This window comes from Streptomyces sp. NPDC054883 (genome assembly GCF_053610645.1).
On sequence record NZ_JBSGYT010000062.1, the window covers coordinates 1 to 18632 of the forward strand.

Below are 18632 nucleotides of genomic sequence, written 5' to 3' on the forward strand. Positions count from 1 at the left end.
GCCCGGGACTGTGTCCCGGGCCACCCTCGTGCCGTTCCCCTCCTGCGTACAGCGCGGTCGCTGTACCGTGGAGGACATGTCGAGACACGTCACCATCCGCCTGGACGAAGAGTTCCACGAGCGCCTCAAGGCGCGCGCGGCGGCACTGGGTACGACGGTCACCGCGCTGATCACCGAGGTCACCGAACGCGAACTGGACGAGGACCGCAAGTCGTTCCTGTCCGGCATAGACGAGTTCGCCGACCACTGGGGCTACTTCCAGGAGCGGTTCGGCCATTGAAGATCACCATGGAGTGGGCCTGGACCGCCCTGGCCCACCATCTGCCCTCGGATCCCGCCGTATGGGACCCCTCCGGGGTGGCCGCCGCGGTCGCCCGGCACCAGAACGACCTCGTCCTGGTACCCGAACAGCCCGCCCCGGACACCGCGTGGCGGGCCGCCGCGTTTCTGCACACCCTCGCGGTGTGCCCGGCGCTGGAATCCCCGATGAACGAGTTCTACGCCGCCGCCGCGACCCGCTCGTACCTGCGCGTCGCGGGGGCGAAGCAGCTGCCCTCGCCGGAGGAGCTCGGCGATCTGGTGGAGGCGGCCAAGGGCGGCCGCGCGGACGTCGCGACGGTCGCCGAGGAGCTGCGCGCCCTGATCAGGGAGCCGCTCCCGGCCTCGCTGCGGGCCCGTGGCGAGGACGCGTAGCGGAGCCGGTGCGGCCCTGTGCCGTTCCCCCGCGCCGGGTCAGAAGGTGATCCGCCAGCTGTTGATGTAGCCGGTGTCCTGCGCGGCCACGTCCTTGACCTGGAGCTTCCACACGCCGTTGGCGACCTCGCTCGACGCGTTCACCGTGTACGAGGCGACGACGTTGTCGGCCGAGTCCGAGTCGGAGTTCTTGAGCCGGTACGCCGTACCGTCCGGGGCGATCAGGTCGATCACCAGGTCACCGCGGTAGGTGTGGACGATGTTCACGTCGACCTTGGTGGTCGCGGGTGCGTTGCCCACGACGCCCGAGACCGTGATCGGCGAGGTCACCGCCGGGGCGGGGGAGTCCGGGACGGCCACGTCCGCGGTGTTCTCGAACGACGGGCCCGGCGGCACCGTGGCGGCCGCGCCGAGGGTCCACACCGCGTAGGCGATGGCGTCGGAATTGCGGTCCAGCGCGGTGTCGTTGATGTTCGCGGAGGTGTCGCAGGAGGCGTGGTAGCAGCGGTCGAAGGCCTGACCGGAGGTGCCGCCCCACTTCTGCGCCTGGGCGGCCGTCTTCGTGTAGTCGGCGCCGGAGAACAGGCCGCCGACCGGTATGCCCGCGTTCTTGAACGGCGCGTGGTCGGAGCGGCCGTCGCCCTCGGTCTCTATCTCCGTGGGGATGTTCTGGCCCGCGAAGTAGGTCTTGAAGGTCTGCTCGATCGTCGGGTCGTCGTCGTAGACGAAGTAACCCGGGTTCGGCGAGCCGATCATGTCGAAGTTCAGGTAGCCGGAGATCTTCGACCGCTCGGCGGCCGGCAGGCTGTTGACGTAGTACTGCGAGCCGACCATGCCGAGCTCCTCGGCACCCCACCAGCCGAACCGCAGGTGCTTGGTGGGCTGCAGCTGGGCCCGCGAGACGGCGAGGGCGGTCTCCAGGATGGCGGCGCTGCCCGAGCCGTTGTCGTTGATGCCGGGACCGGCGTTCACCGAGTCCAGGTGGGAGCCGGCCATCAGGACCGAGTTGGGGTCGCCGCCCGGCCAGTCGGCGATCAGGTTGTAGCCGGTGGCGCCGCTTGAGGTGAAGCTCTGCAAGGTCGTGGTGAACCCGGCCGCGTCCAGCTTGGCCTTCACGTAGTCGATCGACGCCTTGTAGCCGGACTTGCCGTGGGCGCGGTTGCCGCCGTTGTTGGTGGCGATGGTCTGGAGCTGGGCCAGGTGCGCCTTCACGTTGGCCACCGGGATGTCGGGCGGGGTCGGCGCCGCTGTGACCGCCGTGACCGCCGTGGGGGACGCGGCCGGTGTGGCGAGGGCGGCGGGGGTCGTGGCCGCGTACAGTCCCGCGGCCGTGACCGCGAGGGCGGTCGCGGCGGCAAGGCGCCGGGAGACGGACAAGCTCATGTGGGGGCTCCGGATTCCGTTGGGGATGAGACGGAACGTGTGGGGATCGAGCAGGTGAGCGTGCGTGCGTCAGTGCGAGCCCGATGTTCAGCGAGTACATGACATTCCGTCAAGAGCGCAATCCGGTCAGCGGCGTTCGGTAAACGGACGATCCCCGGCACGGTGGTCCGTGCCGGGGATCGGTGGTGAGGTGCGGGAGCCGGGGGTTACGCGGGCTCGCGGGTCGGCGCCACGGCCGCGGGCGGCGAGCCAGCGGCGGCCGTGGCGGCGGCGGCCGCGGCGGGGGCTTCCGTGGTTGCGCCGGCGGCCGTCGGCGCGGGGATGTCCGTGATCGCAGCGGCCTCCGGCACCGCGGCCGCGTCCAGCCGGGCCCGGTTCCGCCGCGCGGTCCGCAGTGCCTCCCAGGTCAGGATCACCAGCGCGACCCAGACCAGGGAGAAGCCGGCCCAGCGCTCGGGCGGCATCGCCTCGTGGAAGTACACGACCCCGAGCCCGAACTGGAACACCGGCGCCAGGTACTGGAGCAACCCCAGGGTGGAGAGCGGCACGCGGATCGCGGCGGCCCCGAAGCAGATCAGCGGCAGCGCCGTCACCAGGCCCGTCGAAGCGAGCAGCGCGGAGTGTCCGAGGTCCTGCGGGCTGAAGGTCGACTCGCCCCGCACCGCCAGCCACACCAGATACGCCAGCGCGGGCGGGAACAGCAGCGCGGTCTCGGCGGTCAGCGACTCCAGGCCGCCCATGTTGAGCTTCTTCTTGATCAGCCCGTACGTGGCGAAGGAGAAGGCCAGCACCAGCGAGATCCACGGCGGCCGCCCGTACCCCACGGCGAGGACCACCACGGCGGCGAAGCCGATGCCGACCGCCGCCCACTGCGTCCGGCGCAGCCGCTCGCCCAGGACCAGGACGCCGAGAGCGATGGTGACGAGCGGATTGATGAAGTAGCCGAGGCTGGCCTCGACCACCTGGCCGTGGTTGACCGCCCAGATGTACAGGCCCCAGTTCACGCTGATCACGGACGCGGCCAGGCCCGTGAGCGCGAGCTTGCGCGGCCGGCGCACCAGCTCGGCGATCCAGCCCCAGCGGCGCAGCGCGATGAGCGCGACTCCGACCACGGCCAGGGACCACACCATGCGGTGGGCGAGGATCTCGATCGCCCCGGAGGGCTTGAGGAGCGGCCAGAAGAGGGGGACCAGCCCCCACATTCCGTATGCGCCGAATCCGTAGAGCAAACCCGTGCGCTGCTCGTTCTCCGCCTTCACGGGCCCTCCAGTGCGACTTCCGGCCAATCTCACAACCTCACGACCGTAGCGCCGCAACGCTCCGATGTCATGCCCGTTAGCCGGAGATACTCATGACACGGTCGAGTGCTTGTGCGGCCGGAGCCGAACGGACTCAGGCCAGGGCCGAGGCGATCGCCTGTGCCACGGGGGTCGTCGGCCGCCCGATCAGCCGGGCCAGGTCGCCGTTCGCCCCGGCCAGCCGGCCGCGCGAGATCGCCGCGTCCACGTCGACCAGGAGCGCCGCGAACCCCTCGGGGACCCCGGCGCCGGTGAGCACGTCCAGGTGCGCGTCGGCCGCGAGCGCCGCGTACGAGACCTCCCGGCCGGACTGCTTCGCCACCTCGGCCGCGTACTCGTCCAGGCTCCAGGCGGTGTCGCCCGAGAGTTCGTAGACCCGGTTCAGGTGTCCTTCGCCGGTCAGCACCGCCGCGGCGGCGGCCGCGTAGTCGGCGCGCGCGGCGGAGGCGATCCGGCCCTCGCCGGCGCTGCCCACGACCGCACCGTGCTCCAGGACCACGGGGAGCTGGGCGGTGTAGTTCTCGTGGTACCAGCCGTTGCGGAGGAAGGTGTAGGGCAGCCCGGAGTCCAGGATCGCCTGCTCGGTGGCCTTGTGCTCGGCCGCCAGGTCGAAGTCCGCCTCGGGGCCGCCGAGGATACCGGTGTAGGCGAGCTGTGCGACGCCAGCCGCCTTCGTCGCCTCGATCACGGCGGTGTGCTGCGAAACGCGGCGCCCGACCTCGCTGCCGGAGATCAGCAGGACCCGGTCGCCCGCGGTGAACGCGCCCGTGAGGCTCGCCGGGTCGTCGTAGTCGGCGACGCGTACGGCGATGCCCCGCGCGGCGAGGTCGGCGGCCTTCTCCTCGCTCCGGACGACGACGGTGATCCGGTCGGCGGGGACCTGCGTCAGCAGTTCCGCCACGACCAGGCGGCCGAGGGCTCCGGTGGCTCCGGTGACGACGATGCGGTTCATGGTGGCTCTCCTTCGTGCGGCGTTGGCTCTTGCCACTACCGTAAGGAAAGCGCTAACCGTTGGGAAGTGCCCACTTCAAAGTAAGGTACTGGTATGGAAGTAAGCTCACAGCTCGCACGCCCTGACGGCGACGAGAAGGCCGGGGCCGTGCGGCCCGTCAGCGTGAAGGCCCCGATGTGCCCCTCGCGAGGGGTACTGGAACACGTCACCAGCAGGTGGGGCGTCCTCGTCCTGGCGGCCCTCGTGGAGCGGCCCTACCGCTTCGCCGAACTGCGCCGGGAGGTGGGCGGCGTCAGCGAGAAGATGCTCGCCCAGACCTTGCGGACCCTGGAGCGCGACGGCTTCCTGCTGCGCCACGCCCATCCGGTGATCCCGCCGCGCGTCGACTACTCGCTCACCGGCCTCGGCCGCGAGGCGGCCGAGCAGGTGTGGGCGCTCGCGCGCTGGACCGAGCGGCGGACCGCGGCCGTCCAGGCGGCCCGTGCCCGCTACGACGAAGCCCGGACTCCCTGACGGGATCCGGGCCTCTCGCAGGGGGCGGGGGTTCAGCCCACGACGGTCCAGGTGTCGTTGCCGGTGAGCAGGGCGCCGAGATCGCCCTTGCCGCGCTGGTCGACGGCGGTGTCGAGCTGGTCGGCCATGAGCGTGTCGTAGACCGGCCGGTCGATGTCGCGGAAGACGCCGACGGGCGTCCGGTGGAGCGTGTCGGGATCGGCGAGGCGGGACAGCGCGAAGGCCGTCGTGGGGCTCGCCGCGTGCGCGTCGTGGACCACGATCCGCGCCTCGTTCTCCGGCGTGACGGTGACGACCTCCAGGTCACCGGTGGTCTGGTTGCGGACCACTCCCTTGTGGCCGTCGGCGCCGAACCGGATCGGCTGCCCGTGTTCGAGGCGGATGACGGCCTCCTGCGCCTGCTGTTGGTCCTTGAGGACCTCGAAGGCGCCGTCGTTGAAGATGTTGCAGTTCTGGTAGATCTCGATGAGGGCGGTCCCCTGGTGGCCGGCCGCCTGGCGCAGCACCTCGGTGAGGTGCTTGCGGTCGGAGTCGACGGTGCGGGCGACGAAGGAGGCCTCGGCTCCGAGGGCGAGGGAGACCGGGTTGAAGGGGGCGTCGAGGGAGCCCATCGGGGTGGACTTGGTGATCTTGCCGACCTCTGAGGTGGGCGAGTACTGCCCCTTGGTCAGGCCGTAGATCCGGTTGTTGAAGAGCAGGATCTTCAGATTGACGTTCCGGCGCAGGGCGTGGATCAGGTGGTTGCCGCCGATGGACAGGGCGTCCCCGTCGCCGGTGACGACCCACACCGACAGGTCGCGGCGGGAGGTGGCCAGGCCGGTGGCGATGGCGGGCGCACGGCCGTGGATGGAGTGCATCCCGTACGTGTTCATGTAATAGGGGAAGCGGGAGGAGCAGCCGATGCCGGAGACGAAGACGATGTTCTCCTTCGCCAGCCCCAGCTCGGGCATGAAGCCCTGCACGGCGGCGAGGACGGCGTAGTCACCGCAGCCCGGACACCAGCGGACCTCCTGGTCCGACTTGAAGTCCTTCATCGACTGCTTGGCCTGGGCTTTCGGCACCAGCGACAGCAGCGACGGGCTCGGCGCGCCGGTCAGGTCAGTCATTGATGGCCTCCTTGAGGACCTTCGCGAGCTGTTCCGCCTTGAACGGCATTCCGTTGACCTGGTTGTACGACTGGGCGTCCACCAGGTACTTCGCCCGGATCAAGGTGGCCAGCTGCCCGAGGTTCATCTCCGGCACCACGACCTTCTCGTAGCGCTTGACGACCTCGCCGAGATTGGCCGGGAAGGGGTTGAGGTGGCGCAGATGGGTCTGGGCGACGGGCAGCCCCTCGGCGCGCAGCCGGCGGACGGCGGCGGTGATGGGGCCGTACGTGGAGCCCCAGCCCAGGACGAGCGTGCGGGCCCCGTCCGGGTCGTCGACCTCCAGGTCGGGGACGCTGATCCCGTCGATCTTCGCTTGGCGGGTGCGGACCATGAAGTCGTGGTTGGCCGGGTCGTAGGAGATGTTGCCCGAGCCGTCCTGCTTCTCGATGCCGCCGATCCGGTGTTCGAGGCCGGGGGTGCCGGGCAGGGCCCAGGGCCGGGCGAGGGTTTCCGGGTCACGCTTGTAGGGCCAGAACACCTCGGTGCCGTCGGCGAGGGTGTGGTTGGGTCCGGTGGCGAACCGGGTGCTCAGGTCGGGCAGGTCCTCGACCTCCGGGATCCGCCAGGGCTCCGAGCCGTTGGCGAGGTAGCCGTCCGAGAGCAGGAAAACCGGCGTGCGGTAGGTCAGCGCGATGCGTGCCGCGTCCAGCGCCGCGTCGAAACAGTCGGCCGGGGTCCGGGGCGCGACGATCGGCACCGGGGCCTCGCCGTTGCGCCCGTACATCGCCTGGAGCAGGTCGGCCTGCTCCGTCTTGGTCGGCAGCCCGGTGGACGGGCCGCCGCGCTGGATGTCCACGATCAGCAGCGGCAGCTCCAGGGAGACCGCGAGGCCGATCGTCTCGGACTTCAGCGCGACACCGGGGCCGGAGGTGGTGGTCACCGCCAGGGCGCCGCCGAACGCGGCGCCGAGGGCCGCGCCGATCCCGGCGATCTCGTCCTCCGCCTGGAAGGTCCGCACTCCGAAGTTCTTGTGCTTGCTCAGCTCGTGCAGGATGTCCGAGGCCGGCGTGATCGGGTAGGAGCCCAGGTAGAGCGGCAGATCGGCCTGCCGGCCTGCGGCGATCAGGCCGTAGGCGAGGGCCAGGTTCCCGGAGATGTTGCGGTAGGTGCCGGCCGGGAACGCCCGGGTGGCCGGGGCCACCTCGTAGGAGACGGCGAAGTCCTCGGTCGTCTCGCCGAAGTTCCAGCCCGCCCGGAACGCCGTCACGTTCGCCTCGGCGATGTCCGGGTTCTTCGCGAACTTCTGCCGCAGGAAGTTCTCCGTACCCTCCGTCGGCCGGTGGTACATCCACGACAGCAGGCCCAGCGCGAACATGTTCTTGCTGCGCTCGGCCTCCTTCCGCGAGAGCCCGAAGTCCTTGAGCGCCTCCACCGTCAGGGTCGTGAGCGGCACCGGGTGGATGCTGTAGCCCGAGAGGGAACCGTCCTCCAGCGGGGAGGTCTCGTAGCCCACCTTCGCCATCGGACGCTTGGTGAACTCATCCGTATTGATGATGATCTCCGCGCCGCGCGGCACATCCGCGATGTTCGCCTTCAGCGCCGCCGGATTCATCGCCACCAGCACGTTCGGCGCGTCCCCGGGCGTCAGGATGTCGTGGTCCGCGAAATGCAGCTGGAACGACGAGACGCCCGGGAGAGTGCCGGCAGGCGCCCTGATCTCGGCCGGGAAGTTCGGCAGCGTGGAGAGGTCGTTCCCGAACGACGCCGTCTCCGAGGTGAAGCGGTCACCGGTGAGCTGCATACCGTCACCCGAGTCACCCGCGAACCGGATGATCACCCGGTCGAGACGGCGGACCTCCTTGCCGCCGGCACCTGGTCGGGGCAGCGTGCGCTGCTCGCCGACCACGGTCTCTCCGGCCCCGTCGGCCTGCTCGGCTGGGCTACTGACCTGGCTGGTCACTGAACTGGACCTCCTTCGAGGCGGGCGTTCGCTCCCAGGGTCAACCCTACGTCCGTCAGGTCTTCCGTCCCTGGGTCGCCCGTATTCTGGACCGTCGTTTCGCAGACGGTCTGTCCGACAGACGCCGTGCTCTACGCGAATATGCCAAAACGTCGGCAGTGCTGCCCTGGAGACCGGCTGGTGCGTCAGTGGCGGCGCGCCGGCCCGCCCTGACTGACAGGGTGTCAGTCGATCAGGACTTCAGGTAGGTGAGAACCGCCAGTACGCGCCGGTGATCCCCGTCACTGGGGGACAGGCCGAGCTTCATGAAGATGTTGCCGACGTGCTTCTCCACCGCCCCGTCGCTCACCACGAGCTGCCTGGCCACCGCCGAATTGGTGCGCCCCTCGGCCATCAGCCCCAGCACCTCGCGCTCGCGCGGCGTCAGGCCCGCGAGCACGTCCTGCTTCCGGCTGCGGCCGAGCAGCTGGGCGACCACCTCGGGGTCCAGGGCCGTGCCGCCCCGGGCCACCCGCACCACGGCGTCCAGGAACTCCCGCACCTCGGCCACCCGGTCCTTCAGCAGGTACCCGACCCCGGTACTGGAACCGGCCAGCAGTTCGGTGGCGTACTGCTCCTCCACGTACTGCGACAGCACCAGCACGCCTATCCCCGGGTGGTCGCGGCGCAGCCGTACGGCGGCCCGGATCCCCTCGTCGGTGTGCGTCGGAGGCATCCGTACGTCGGCCACCACCACATCGGGCAACGCGCCCTCGGCGTCCAGCTCCGCAACCGTCTTGATCAGGGCTTCCGCGTCCCCGACGCCCGCAACGACGTCATGCCCCCGGTCGGTCAGCAGCCGGGTCAGGCCCTCACGCAGCAGCACTGAATCCTCGGCGATGACCACCCGCACCCTGTCTTCCACGACTCAGCAGCTCCCGCGTCACTCGTAAGCCGGAACCCCGCTGATCCACGGCTGAGCCAAGCATCCCAGCCCGATGGCCCGGAACAGGGCAGTCCGGGCCAAGTGGGTGCAGCGAGGAGCGCGGCGTCGCGGCCGGTCTTCCGGGGCGGACGGCCTACCCGCGCCAGGGCAGCTCGGCGGTCACGGTGGTGCCGCCGCCGACGGGGGAGTCCACGACCAGCACCCCGTCCACCGCGTCCAGCCGCCCGGCGAGCCCCGCGAGCCCCGACCCGGACCGCGCGTCCGCGCCGCCATGGCCGTCGTCGCACACCTGGAGCAGCAGCCGGTCCCCCGACCGCCACACGTCGACGCTCGCGGTACGGGCCCGCGCGTGCTTGCTCACGTTCTGCAGCAGCTCGGAGACCGTGAAGTACGCGATCCCCTCGACCGAGGCCGAAGGCCGCTCCGGCAGCTCCACGGCCACCTGCACCGGTACCGCGCACCGCGCGGCCACCGAGGACAGCGCCGCGTCCAGCCCCCGGTCGGTGAGGACGGCCGGATGGATCCCGCGCGCGAGGTCCCGCAGCTCCTGGAGGGCGACCTTCACCTCGCCGTGCGCCTCGTCCACCATCCGGGCCGCGCTGCGCGGGTCCTCGGCCAGCTTCTCCTTGGCCAGCCCCAGGTCCATGGCCAGCGCCACCAGCCGGGCCTGCGCCCCGTCGTGCAGGTCGCGCTCGATGCGGCGCAGGTCGGCGGCGGCCGTGTCGACGACCGCGCCGCGGTCGGACTCCAGCTCGCTGACGCGGCTGTCCAGCCGGGACGGGCCGAGGAGGGCGGCCACGAGGACCCGGTCGACGGTGGTCAGGGCGCGGATCACCCACGGCGTGGCGAGGGTGAGGGCGAGGCCGCACACGGCGGCGGCGGCGATGGCCGCGGGCGTGTCCAGGGTGAAGGCGTAGCTGTCGTTCTGGAAGACGACCAGTCCGGACCGGTCGGTGAAGGCCGGGAAGACCCAGAACCACAGCGGGTAGAGCAGCATGGACCACCCGCACACCCAGAACACCAGTGCCAGGGTGAACCCGAACACCGCCCAGGGGAAGTGGAGCACCGGGTACAGGACGTGCCGCCAGGCGCTCCCGCTCTTGAGCACGGCCCCCATCGCGGGGAACACCCCGGGCTTGCGGGCCCGGACCGGCGCCGGCTCCCCGACCTCCGCGCCCAGCAGCCCGCGCACCCGGGCCCGCTCCACCCGGCCGAACCCCCGGCCCATCGCGAGCACCCCGGCCAGCACGGGCACTCCGAGGAAGGTGACCAGCAGCCCCGCGCCGACGCTGAGCCCGGTGACGGTGAGCCCGAAGTACAGCAGGCTCAGCGGGAACCCGGTGATCAGGTACCCGAACTCCCGCCAGGTCCGCCCCGCCACGGGCCCCCGCACCACTCGCCAGACCCCACTGCCCTGCCCCATGTCCCCGCCCTCCGTGTCTCCCGAATACCCCTCCACCCTGCCGCGGCCCCCACCCCGCAACCATCCGGCCCGTAGGCCTCCCGCCCGGGGGGCTAACCCCACCCCCCCACCAAGCCCCGCCGGCGTTTGAGGCGCGGGGTCAGGGGCGGAGCCCCGGAAAGCCCGGCGCAGCCGGGGCCGCTCCGCGCAACGGCGCCGCACCCACCGCCCCCGGCCCCGCCGAAGAGACGGCCCCTACACCGTGCGGTCGCGCCACGGCAGCTCCGCCGTCACCACCGTCCCCCCGCCCTCCGGCGAGTCCACCAAGAACACCCCGTCCACCGCCCCCACCCGCTCCGCGAGCCCCGCCATCCCCGACCCGCCGCCGGCCATGAGACCGGCTCCGCCCCGCCCGTCGTCCGACACCCGGATCAGCAGCCGTCCCGGCCCCCGTCCCGGCCCCCGTCCCGCACCCCGGCCCCGCGTCCGGCCCCCCGTCCGCCACACCTCCACGCTCGCGCCGCGCGCCCGCGCGTGCTTGCTCACGTTCTGCAGCAGCTCCGACACCACGAAGTACGCGATCCCCTCGATCGCCGCCGCCGGCCGCCCCGGCAGGTCCACCGCCACCTTCACCGGCACCAGGCACCGCGACGCCAACGACGACAGCGCCGCGTCCAGCCCCCGGTCCGTCAGCACCGCCGGATGGATCCCCCGCGCGAGGTCCCGCAGCTCCTGGAGGGCGATCTTCACCTCCCCGTGCGCCTCGTCCACCATCGCCGCCGCCGCGTCCGGGTCCTCCGGCAGCTTCTCCTTCGCCAGGCCCAGCCCCATGGCCAGCGCCACCAGCCGCGCCTGCGCCCCGTCGTGCAGGTCCCGTTCGATGCGCCGCAGGTCCGCGGCCGCCGTGTCCACGACCACCCCCCGGCCCGACTCCAGCTCGGCGATGCGCCGCTCCAGCCCGTCGGACGGCGACAGCAGGCCCCGTACCATCGCCCGGTCCACATTGGCCAGGCCGCGCACCAGCCACGGCAGCACCGGCCACAGCACGAACAGCCCGGCCAGCGCGATAATGGAGGTCAGCAGTCCCCACGGCAGCCGGATCGTCGCGTACAGCACGGTCCGCCAGGCCACCGGATCCTTGATGCCAGTCCACAACCAGGGGAAGAACCCGCCGGAGCGCTCCGGCCCGGGCAGCGGCGTCGGTTCGTCCACGCGTACCCCCAGCAGCGCCCGGGCCCGCGCGCGTTCCGGCTTCCCGAGCTGCCGCGCTCCCCACAGGCCGCACGCGAGCAACGGCAGTCCGACGGCGGTCACGGACAGCGCACCCGTCGCCACAACCATGACAACCATGTAAACAAAACCGATCAACGCCACCGCCATATTGCTCAGCAGGTAAGCGATCTCCTTCCACGTCGAGACGTCGAAGACGCCCCGGACGCGGGGAGGGCGGTCGTCATCGGGGGTGCGGCTGCTCGCGGTCATGCGCCACAGCCTGCCAAGCGCGCACCCCGGAAGCCATGGGGTGGGCCGCCCGCAGTGAACGGGGGATAACCCCACCCGCTGTGGCCCAGGCTCTAGACTCCCGTGCGTACCAGATCATCCAGATCGTCGACAGTGGCCGAGGAGCGAGGAACGGACGTGCCCGACCCAACGGTAGCGACCGTAAACGTACTCGCGGCGGACTACTTCCGAAGCTATTCGGTCGTCGGACTGCTCGCCGTACTCGGCGTGCTCTTCGTCGCCGTGGCCTTCGGCGCCGGCCGCCTGCTGCGGCCCGTGGTCCCCACCCCCGAGAAGCTGCTGACGTACGAGTGCGGCGTGGACCCGGTGGGCGAGGGCTGGGCCCACACCCAGGTCCGCTACTACGTCTACGCCTTCCTCTACGTCATCTTCGCCGTCGACTCGATCTTCCTCTTCCCGTGGGCGACGGTCTTCGCCGCCGCCGGTTACGGCGCCACGACGCTCGTGGAGATGTTCGTCTTCCTGGGCTTCCTGGCCGTCGGCCTGCTCTACGCGTACAAGAAGGGCGTCCTCGAATGGACGTGACACCGGACGTGACACCGGACCTGAGCCCGGCCGCGACCACACCGGAGTTCCTCCCGGAGCCGAAGAGGCTGGGAGTGCTCTCCCGGCTGGCCCCCGAACCCATGAAGGTGGTCCTCAACTGGGGCCGCCGGTACAGCCTGTGGGTCTTCAACTTCGGCCTCGCCTGCTGCGCGATCGAGTTCATCGCCGCGTCGATGGCCCGGCACGACTTCATCCGGCTCGGCGTCATCCCGTTCGCGCCCGGCCCGCGTCAGGCCGACCTGATGATCGTCTCCGGGACCGTCACGGACAAGATGGCCCCGGCGGTCAAGCGGCTCTACGAGCAGATGCCGGAGCCGAAGTACGTCATCTCCTTCGGCGCCTGCTCCAACTGCGGGGGTCCGTACTGGGACTCGTACGCGGTCACGAAGGGCGTCGACCAGATCATCCCCGTCGACGTATACGTCCCCGGCTGCCCGCCGCGTCCCGAGGCGCTGCTGCAGGGCATCCTCAAGCTCCAGGAGAAGATCGCCCGGGAATCGCTCGCCGACCGCTACGCCACCGCCGGCTCGTCGGTCGCGCAGCTCACCAGCGGCCTGGTCGCGCCGCCCGCCGCCGGGGGGGTGGGCGAGTGAACCTCTACGACACCCTGCCCGACGCCGCCCCGACGGTCTTCGGGGCCGAGGCCGCGGGGTCGTTCGCGTACGACGTCCTCACGGTCGACGTGCCCGTCGGCTCCTGGATCCCCGCGCTGGAGATCGCCCGCGACAAGCTGGGCTGCACCTACTTCGACTGGCTGAGCGCGGTGGACGAGCCGGGCACCGGCTTCCGGATCTGCGCGCACGTCGTCGCGCTGGAGGGCCACCGCGTACGTCGCCTGCTGCTGCGTACGACGGTTCCGCACGCGGCGCCGTCCCTGCCCTCGGCGGTCGCGGTGTACGCGGGCGCGGAATGGCACGAGCGGGAGACGTTCGAGATGTTCGGGGTGACCTTCACCGATCACCCGCACCTCGTGCCGCTGCTGCTGCCCGAGAACTTCGAGGGACACCCGCTGCGCAAGGACTTCGTCCTGGCCGCGCGCGTGGCCAAGGCGTGGCCGGGTGCGAAGGAGCCGGGCGAGGCCCACGACCCGGACGCGCCGAAGCGGCGGCAGATGCTGCCGCCCGGCGTGCCCGACCCCAACGACTGGGGCCCGCTCAAGGGCCAGCTCCCGCCGGCCCCGGCCCGCCCGGCGCGCACCCCCCGCGCCGCCGCCGCCCGCGAGGGAGCGCCGGCCCGCCGCACCCGCTCGGTGGCCGAGGGCTCGGCGAGCCAGGCGCCCCCGCCCGCGGAGGCCGCGCCCCCGGAGGCCACGGCCCCGCGCCCGGCCCGCCGCACCCGCTCGGTGGCCGAGGGCTCGGCGAGCCAGACGCCCCCACCCGCGGAGGCCGCGCCCGAGGCCCCGGCTTTGACGACCCCGCCTGCCGAGGCCACCCCGGAGGCCCCGGCCCCGCGCCCGGCCCGCCGCACCCGCTCGGCGGCCGAGGGCTCGGCGAGCCAGACGCCCCCACCCGCGGAGGCCGCGCCCCCGGAGGCCCCGCCGGCGGAGGCCAAGCCCGAGGCCCCGGCTGCCAACGGCGCGCCGGGAGCGGCAACTCCCACCGCCAAACCGCCGGCCAGGCGAGACGCTCCGTGGCACGACCCGAAGCCCGCCTTCGACGACCCGGCCCCGCCGGAGCCCGCCGCAGGCGACCAGGCCGACGGCGGGACCGACGGCACCACCCCCGACCACCACGATGGAGGCGACGCGTGAACGACGTACTCGACGTCGCCCTGCGCCTGGTCCTCGTCTTCGCCGTCTTCCTCGTGCTCCCGCTCGTCGTCGGGCAGACCGAGCACAAGGTCATGGCCCACATGCAGGGCCGCCTCGGCCCCATGTACGCCGGCGGCTTCCACGGCTGGGCCCAGCTCGTCGCCGACGGCGTGAAGTTCGCGCAGAAGGAAGACATCGTCCCGGCCAACGCCGACCGGCGGATCTTCCAGCTCGCCCCCGCCGTCGCACTGCTCCCGTACCTCCTCGTCCTCGTCGTGATCCCGCTCGGCCCCGGCGAGGGCGCCGTCGGCCAGATCATCGACGCCGGACTCTTCTTCGCACTCGCCGTCATGGGCGTCGGCGTACTCGGCAGCCTGATGGCCGGCTGGGCGTCCGCCAACAAGTTCTCCCTGCTCGGCGGCCTGCGCACCGCCGCCCAGCTGCTCGCCTACGAGCTGCCCATGCTGCTCGCGGCCGCTTCGGTCGCCATGGCCGCCGGGACCGTGTCCCTGCCCGGCATCCTCGAAGCGTTCCAGTGGTGGTGGCTGCCCTGGCAGATCGTCGGCGCCGTCGTCTTCTTCACCGCCGGCCTCGCCGAACTCCAGCGGCCGCCCTTCGACATGCCCGTCGCCGACTCCGAGATCATCTTCGGCGCGTACACCGAGTACACCGGCCTGCGCTTCGCGCTGTTCCTGCTCGCCGAGTACGCCGGCATCGTCGTCCTCTGCGCCCTCACCACGGTCCTCTTCCTCGGCGGCTGGCACGGCCCCTTCGGGGCCGACGGCCTCGGCTGGGTCTGGACCCTCCTCAAGGTCGCGGTCCTCGCCTTCGCGGTGATCTGGCTCCGCGTGAGCTACCCGCGGCTGCGCGAGGACCAGCTCCAGAAGCTCGCCTGGACCGTACTCATCCCCCTCGCGCTCGCCCAGATCGCGCTCACCGGCATCGTGAAGGTGGCGATCCAGTAATGCCCCCCATCCCCGGTTCCGGCCTCGCCAAGGGGCTGGCCGTCACCCTGCGCACGATGACGAAGCGCTCGCACACCGCCCAGTACCCCGAAGTGCAGCCCGAGCTCCCGCCCCGCTCCCGCGGGGTCATCGGCCTGTTCGAGGAAAACTGCACGGTCTGCATGCTGTGCGCCCGCGAGTGCCCCGACTGGTGCATCTACATCGACTCCCACAAGGAGACGGTGCCGGCCGCGGCCCCCGGCGGCCGCGAGCGCAGCCGCAACGTCCTCGACCGCTTCGCCATCGACTTCTCCCTCTGCATGTACTGCGGCATCTGCATCGAGGTGTGTCCCTTCGACGCCCTGTTCTGGTCGCCGGAGTTCGAGTACGCGGAGACGGACATCCTGGAACTCACCCACGAGCGCGACAAGCTCCGCGAGTGGATGTGGACCGTGCCCGCCCCGCCCGCCCTCGACCCGGCCGCCGAGGAGCCGAAGGAGGCCGCCGCCGCCCGCAAGGCGGTGGAGAAGGCCGAGGCGGCCGCCGCGGCGGCAGCCGCCGCGCCGAGCACCACCGAGCCCGACACCGGGCCGGCCACCGACAGCACGCCGGAGGCAGACGCGTGAGCCCCGCCGCCCACACCCTGGCCGCGACGGCGGGACCGGGCTTCCTGTCCCCGGCCGGCGTCGAGATCGCCTTCGTCCTGGTCGGCCTCGCCACCCTCGGCGCGGCCGTCATCACCGTCACGACCAAGCAGCTCGTGCACGCCGCCCTGTGGCTGGTCGTCGCGCTCGGCGGGATCGCCGTCGAGTACCTGCTGCTGACCGCCGAGTTCATCGCCTGGGTGCAGGTGCTGATCTACCTCGGTTCCGTGGTCGTCCTCCTCCTCTTCGGGTTGATGCTCACCAAGGCCCCCATCGGCCCCTCTCCGGACGCCGATTCCCGCAACCGGCCGGTCGCCCTGGGCGTCGCCGCGGTCGCCGCCGCCGCACTCGTCTGGGTCGTCGTCGACGCCTTCCGCACCACCTGGATCGACCTCGACGGCCCCGTCCAGGGCTCCACCCAGGTCTCCGGCGAGGTCCTCTTCCGGCACTGGGTGCTGCCCTTCGAGGCGCTGTCCGTCCTCCTCCTCGCCGCCCTGATCGGTGCCATCGTGCTCTCCCGCAGGACCGACCCGGCCGACCCCGACCCCCTCGCCGCCCGCGCCACAGACCCCCGCCGTACGGACAAGGGGCAGCGCTGATGCACCTCGCCTATCCCGCCGTGCTCGCGGCGCTGCTGTTCTGCACGGGCCTGTACGGAGTGCTGGCCCGCCGCAACGCCATCCTGGTCCTGATGTCCGTCGAGCTGATGCTCAACGCCGTCAACCTCAACCTGGTCGCCTTCGACGTCTGGCTGCGCGACACCCTGCACGCCGGCCAGGCCCTCACCCTCTTCACCATCGCCATCGCCGCCGCCGAGATCGGCATCGGCCTCGCGATCGTGCTGATGGTGTACCGCAACCGGGGTACCTCCGACATCGACCGGCTGCGCGACACCGCCGAAGGCCACGAGCCGCCCCCGGCCGCCCCCGACTCCTCCACCGCCGCGAACCAGCAGAGCGAGGTCACCGCGTGAGCACCACGACCCTCGCGGTCCTCGTCCCCCTCCTTCCCTTCCTGGGCGCGGTCGCCGGACTCCTCTTCGGCCGCACTGCCCCCGGTTTCGTTCGGCCGCTGGCTGTCCTGCCGGCGCTCGCCGCCGCCGTACTGGCCGTGCTCGTCGCCGTCCGGCAGGGCGGCGGCAACGCCATCGTCACCGCGACCGAGCTGACCCCGACCGGCTCCGTGCCGATCGAGCTCTCCCTCGACATCGACGGCTTCGCCGCGCTGGTCGCCGTCCTCGTCGGAGTCGTCGCCACCTGCGTGCAGCTCTACTCGACGGCGTACCTGCGCGATGACCCGCGCTACCCGTCGTACGCCGCTCTGGTCTCCCTGTTCACCTCCGCCATGCTGCTCGTCGTCTACTCCGGCGACCTGATGGTGCTGCTGGTCGGCTGGGAGGTCATGGGCATCTGCTCGTACTTCCTGGTCGGCCACTACTGGGAGACCGAGGCGGCCCGTTCCGCCTCCCTCAAGGCCTTCCTCGTCACCAAGCTCGGTGACGTGCCCTTCCTCATCGGCCTGTTCGCGCTCGCCGCTGACGCCGGCTCCTTCCAGATCACCAAGATCCTGGGCACCGTCGCCTCGGGCGGCCTGAGCCACCCGACGCTGATCGCGCTGCTCCTGCTGGCCGGAGTCGCGGGCAAGTCCGCTCAGTTCCCGCTGCACTCCTGGCTCCCCGACGCCATGGCGGGCCCCACCCCGGTCTCTGCCCTGATCCACGCGGCCACGATGGTCGCCGCCGGCATCTACTTCGTCGCCCGCCTCCTCCCGGTCTTCGCGGCCTCCCGGGCCGCGCTGGTGGTGATGGCCGTCATGGCGGCCGTCACCATGGTCGGCTCGGGCCTCGCCGCCCTGGCGCAGGACGACATCAAGCGCGTCCTCGCCTACTCCACCATCGGCCAGCTCGGCTACATGACCGGCGCCCTGGCCGTCGGCGACCGTGGCGCCGCCGTCTTCCACCTCCTGTCCCACGGCGCCTTCAAGGCGCTCCTCTTCCTCGGTGCGGGCGTCATCATCCACGCCGCCGGCACGAACTCCCTGGCCGCCATGTCCCGGATGGCCGGCCTGGCCAAGCGCATCCCCGACGCCTTCTGGACCATGACGATCGCGCTCCTCGCGCTCGCCGCGATCCCGCCCTTCGCCGGCTTCTTCTCCAAGGAAGCCGTCCTCGTCGCCGCCGAACACACCGCCGGCGGCCACTCGGAGGTCGCGCCCAGCGCCGCCGGCTGGGTCGTACTGGTCGCCGGCGTGCTGACCGCCCTGCTCACCGCCGCCTACGCCACCCGCCTGTGGCTGATGGCCTTCCACGGCCGGGGAGCCGCCGCCCCCGACCACGGCAGGGAACCCTTCGCCATGACCGGCGTGCTGTGGCTGCTGGCCATCCCGTCGATCGGCTTCGGCCTCGCCGCCGGACCGATCGCCGACTGGTTCGACGGCCGCCGGCTCACCCCGACGCTGACGACCTCCGTACTCGGCACCGGCGCCGCGCTCATCGGAGCCCTGCTCACCTACGGCCTGTGGCAGCGCGCCACCGCCAAGGCCGCCGCCGGAGCGGGCCTGGCCGCGACCGGAGTGCCCGCCGCTGCCGCCGCCGCGGAGTCCGCCGCCGAGACCCCCGAGGTCGCCGAGGTCACCCACGACCACCCCGTCGTGCCCGCCGGTCCCGCCCCCGATCCCGGCAAGGGCCTCCTCGGCCCGCTGCACCGGCACGCCGCCGACGGCTTCCACCTCGACGCCGTGTACGACCGGCTCTTCGTCCGCCCCGTCCGCGGCGCCGCGAGCCTGGTCCGCTTCCTCGACCGCGAGGTGGTGGACACGTACGTCCGCGGCGCGGGCACCGGCCCCCGGCTGCTCGGCAGCCTCGTACGCCGGGCCCAGACCGGCAACGTGCAGAGCTACCTGAGCGCCCTGCTCGCCGGCGCCGTGGTCCTGGCCATCGCCACCGCCGTCATCGCCAACGTCAACGCCGGATCGTGAGCCGTGAGCCAGCCGTGATTGATATCAGCCCGTCCGT

General features: G+C 72.0%; 19 protein-coding genes. 11 read left to right on the forward strand and 8 right to left on the reverse strand.

What is annotated here, in order from left to right:
* Positions 1-76 precede the first annotated feature (76 nt).
* A complete protein-coding gene (locus tag ACWGH1_RS31595; RefSeq protein ID WP_229873387.1) occupies positions 77-280 on the forward strand; it encodes a hypothetical protein in 204 nt (67 codons plus the stop codon).
* Positions 277-693 (forward strand): hypothetical protein, encoded by a 417-nt coding sequence (locus ACWGH1_RS31600; RefSeq protein ID WP_453357383.1) that lies wholly within the window; start codon positions 277-279, stop codon positions 691-693. The genes ACWGH1_RS31595 and ACWGH1_RS31600 overlap by 4 nt, the downstream gene beginning before the upstream one ends.
* A 39-nt stretch (positions 694-732) precedes the next feature.
* Here ACWGH1_RS31600 and ACWGH1_RS31605 read toward each other — a convergent pair whose 3' ends face one another.
* The 3 genes from ACWGH1_RS31605 to ACWGH1_RS31615 all read right to left on the reverse strand — a co-directional run bounded on the left by ACWGH1_RS31605 (position 733) and on the right by ACWGH1_RS31615 (position 4326).
* Entirely contained in the window at positions 733-2076 is a 1344-nt protein-coding gene (locus tag ACWGH1_RS31605) for a M28 family metallopeptidase (protein ID WP_453357382.1), read from the reverse strand.
* Between the two features lie 206 nt (positions 2077-2282).
* Positions 2283-3335, reverse strand: a complete 1053-nt coding sequence (gene rarD / locus ACWGH1_RS31610; RefSeq protein WP_453409221.1) for an EamA family transporter RarD — start codon at positions 3333-3335, stop codon at positions 2283-2285.
* 133 nt (positions 3336-3468) lie between these two features.
* Complete coding sequence (locus ACWGH1_RS31615; protein WP_453354621.1) at positions 3469-4326, reverse strand: SDR family oxidoreductase; 858 nt, start codon at positions 4324-4326, stop codon at positions 3469-3471.
* Positions 4327-4500: 174 nt separating this feature from the next.
* Here ACWGH1_RS31615 and ACWGH1_RS31620 point away from each other — a divergent pair, with 174 nt between their 5' ends.
* Positions 4501-4839, forward strand: a complete 339-nt coding sequence (locus tag ACWGH1_RS31620; protein ID WP_453354624.1) for a winged helix-turn-helix transcriptional regulator — start codon at positions 4501-4503, stop codon at positions 4837-4839.
* 32 nt (positions 4840-4871) lie between these two features.
* Here the strand turns inward: ACWGH1_RS31620 and ACWGH1_RS31625 are convergent, their stop codons facing one another.
* From ACWGH1_RS31625 to ACWGH1_RS31645, 5 genes are all read right to left on the reverse strand, one after another.
* Positions 4872-5945: a 2-oxoacid:ferredoxin oxidoreductase subunit beta gene (locus ACWGH1_RS31625; RefSeq protein ID WP_453354620.1), complete on the reverse strand. Its 1074-nt coding sequence runs from the start codon at positions 5943-5945 to the stop codon at positions 4872-4874.
* Positions 5938-7887: a 2-oxoacid:acceptor oxidoreductase subunit alpha gene (locus tag ACWGH1_RS31630; RefSeq protein WP_453354619.1), complete on the reverse strand. Its 1950-nt coding sequence runs from the start codon at positions 7885-7887 to the stop codon at positions 5938-5940. Before ACWGH1_RS31630 ends, ACWGH1_RS31625 begins: the two co-directional genes overlap by 8 nt.
* A 232-nt stretch (positions 7888-8119) precedes the next feature.
* Entirely contained in the window at positions 8120-8779 is a 660-nt protein-coding gene (locus ACWGH1_RS31635; RefSeq protein ID WP_453354623.1) for a response regulator transcription factor, read from the reverse strand.
* 166 nt (positions 8780-8945) lie between these two features.
* Positions 8946-10235, reverse strand: a complete 1290-nt coding sequence (locus tag ACWGH1_RS31640; protein WP_453354618.1) for a sensor histidine kinase — start codon at positions 10233-10235, stop codon at positions 8946-8948.
* A gap of 234 nt (positions 10236-10469) precedes the next feature.
* Complete coding sequence (locus ACWGH1_RS31645) at positions 10470-11696, reverse strand: sensor histidine kinase (RefSeq protein WP_453356935.1); 1227 nt, start codon at positions 11694-11696, stop codon at positions 10470-10472.
* Positions 11697-11852: 156 nt separating this feature from the next.
* Between ACWGH1_RS31645 and ACWGH1_RS31650 the strand changes: the two genes are divergently transcribed.
* Genes ACWGH1_RS31650 through ACWGH1_RS31685 form a run of 8 tightly spaced genes read left to right on the forward strand, consistent with a single transcriptional unit; the run spans position 11853 to position 18595 of the window.
* A complete protein-coding gene (locus ACWGH1_RS31650; RefSeq protein WP_453356936.1) occupies positions 11853-12260 on the forward strand; it encodes an NADH-quinone oxidoreductase subunit A in 408 nt (135 codons plus the stop codon).
* Positions 12251-12874 (forward strand): NADH-quinone oxidoreductase subunit B, encoded by a 624-nt coding sequence (locus ACWGH1_RS31655; RefSeq protein WP_453356937.1) that lies wholly within the window; start codon positions 12251-12253, stop codon positions 12872-12874. The genes ACWGH1_RS31650 and ACWGH1_RS31655 overlap by 10 nt, the downstream gene beginning before the upstream one ends.
* Positions 12871-14031 carry an NADH-quinone oxidoreductase subunit C gene (locus ACWGH1_RS31660; protein WP_453409222.1) on the forward strand — a complete coding sequence of 387 codons (1161 nt, stop codon included), beginning with the start codon at positions 12871-12873 and terminating at the stop codon, positions 14029-14031. The genes ACWGH1_RS31655 and ACWGH1_RS31660 overlap by 4 nt, the downstream gene beginning before the upstream one ends.
* Positions 14028-14996: a complex I subunit 1/NuoH family protein gene (locus ACWGH1_RS31665; protein ID WP_453354583.1), complete on the forward strand. Its 969-nt coding sequence runs from the start codon at positions 14028-14030 to the stop codon at positions 14994-14996. Before ACWGH1_RS31660 ends, ACWGH1_RS31665 begins: the two co-directional genes overlap by 4 nt.
* Positions 14996-15601, forward strand: coding sequence for a NuoI/complex I 23 kDa subunit family protein (locus tag ACWGH1_RS31670; RefSeq protein WP_453354582.1), 606 nt, complete (start codon positions 14996-14998; stop codon positions 15599-15601). The genes ACWGH1_RS31665 and ACWGH1_RS31670 overlap by 1 nt, the downstream gene beginning before the upstream one ends.
* Positions 15598-16218, forward strand: a complete 621-nt coding sequence (locus tag ACWGH1_RS31675) for an NADH-quinone oxidoreductase subunit J family protein (RefSeq protein WP_453354581.1) — start codon at positions 15598-15600, stop codon at positions 16216-16218. Before ACWGH1_RS31670 ends, ACWGH1_RS31675 begins: the two co-directional genes overlap by 4 nt.
* Entirely contained in the window at positions 16218-16592 is a 375-nt protein-coding gene (gene nuoK / locus ACWGH1_RS31680; protein ID WP_190182971.1) for an NADH-quinone oxidoreductase subunit NuoK, read from the forward strand. The genes ACWGH1_RS31675 and nuoK overlap by 1 nt, the downstream gene beginning before the upstream one ends.
* Positions 16589-18595, forward strand: a complete 2007-nt coding sequence (locus tag ACWGH1_RS31685) for an NADH-quinone oxidoreductase subunit 5 family protein (RefSeq protein ID WP_453354580.1) — start codon at positions 16589-16591, stop codon at positions 18593-18595. Before nuoK ends, ACWGH1_RS31685 begins: the two co-directional genes overlap by 4 nt.
* The last annotated feature ends 37 nt before the right edge of the window (positions 18596-18632 follow it).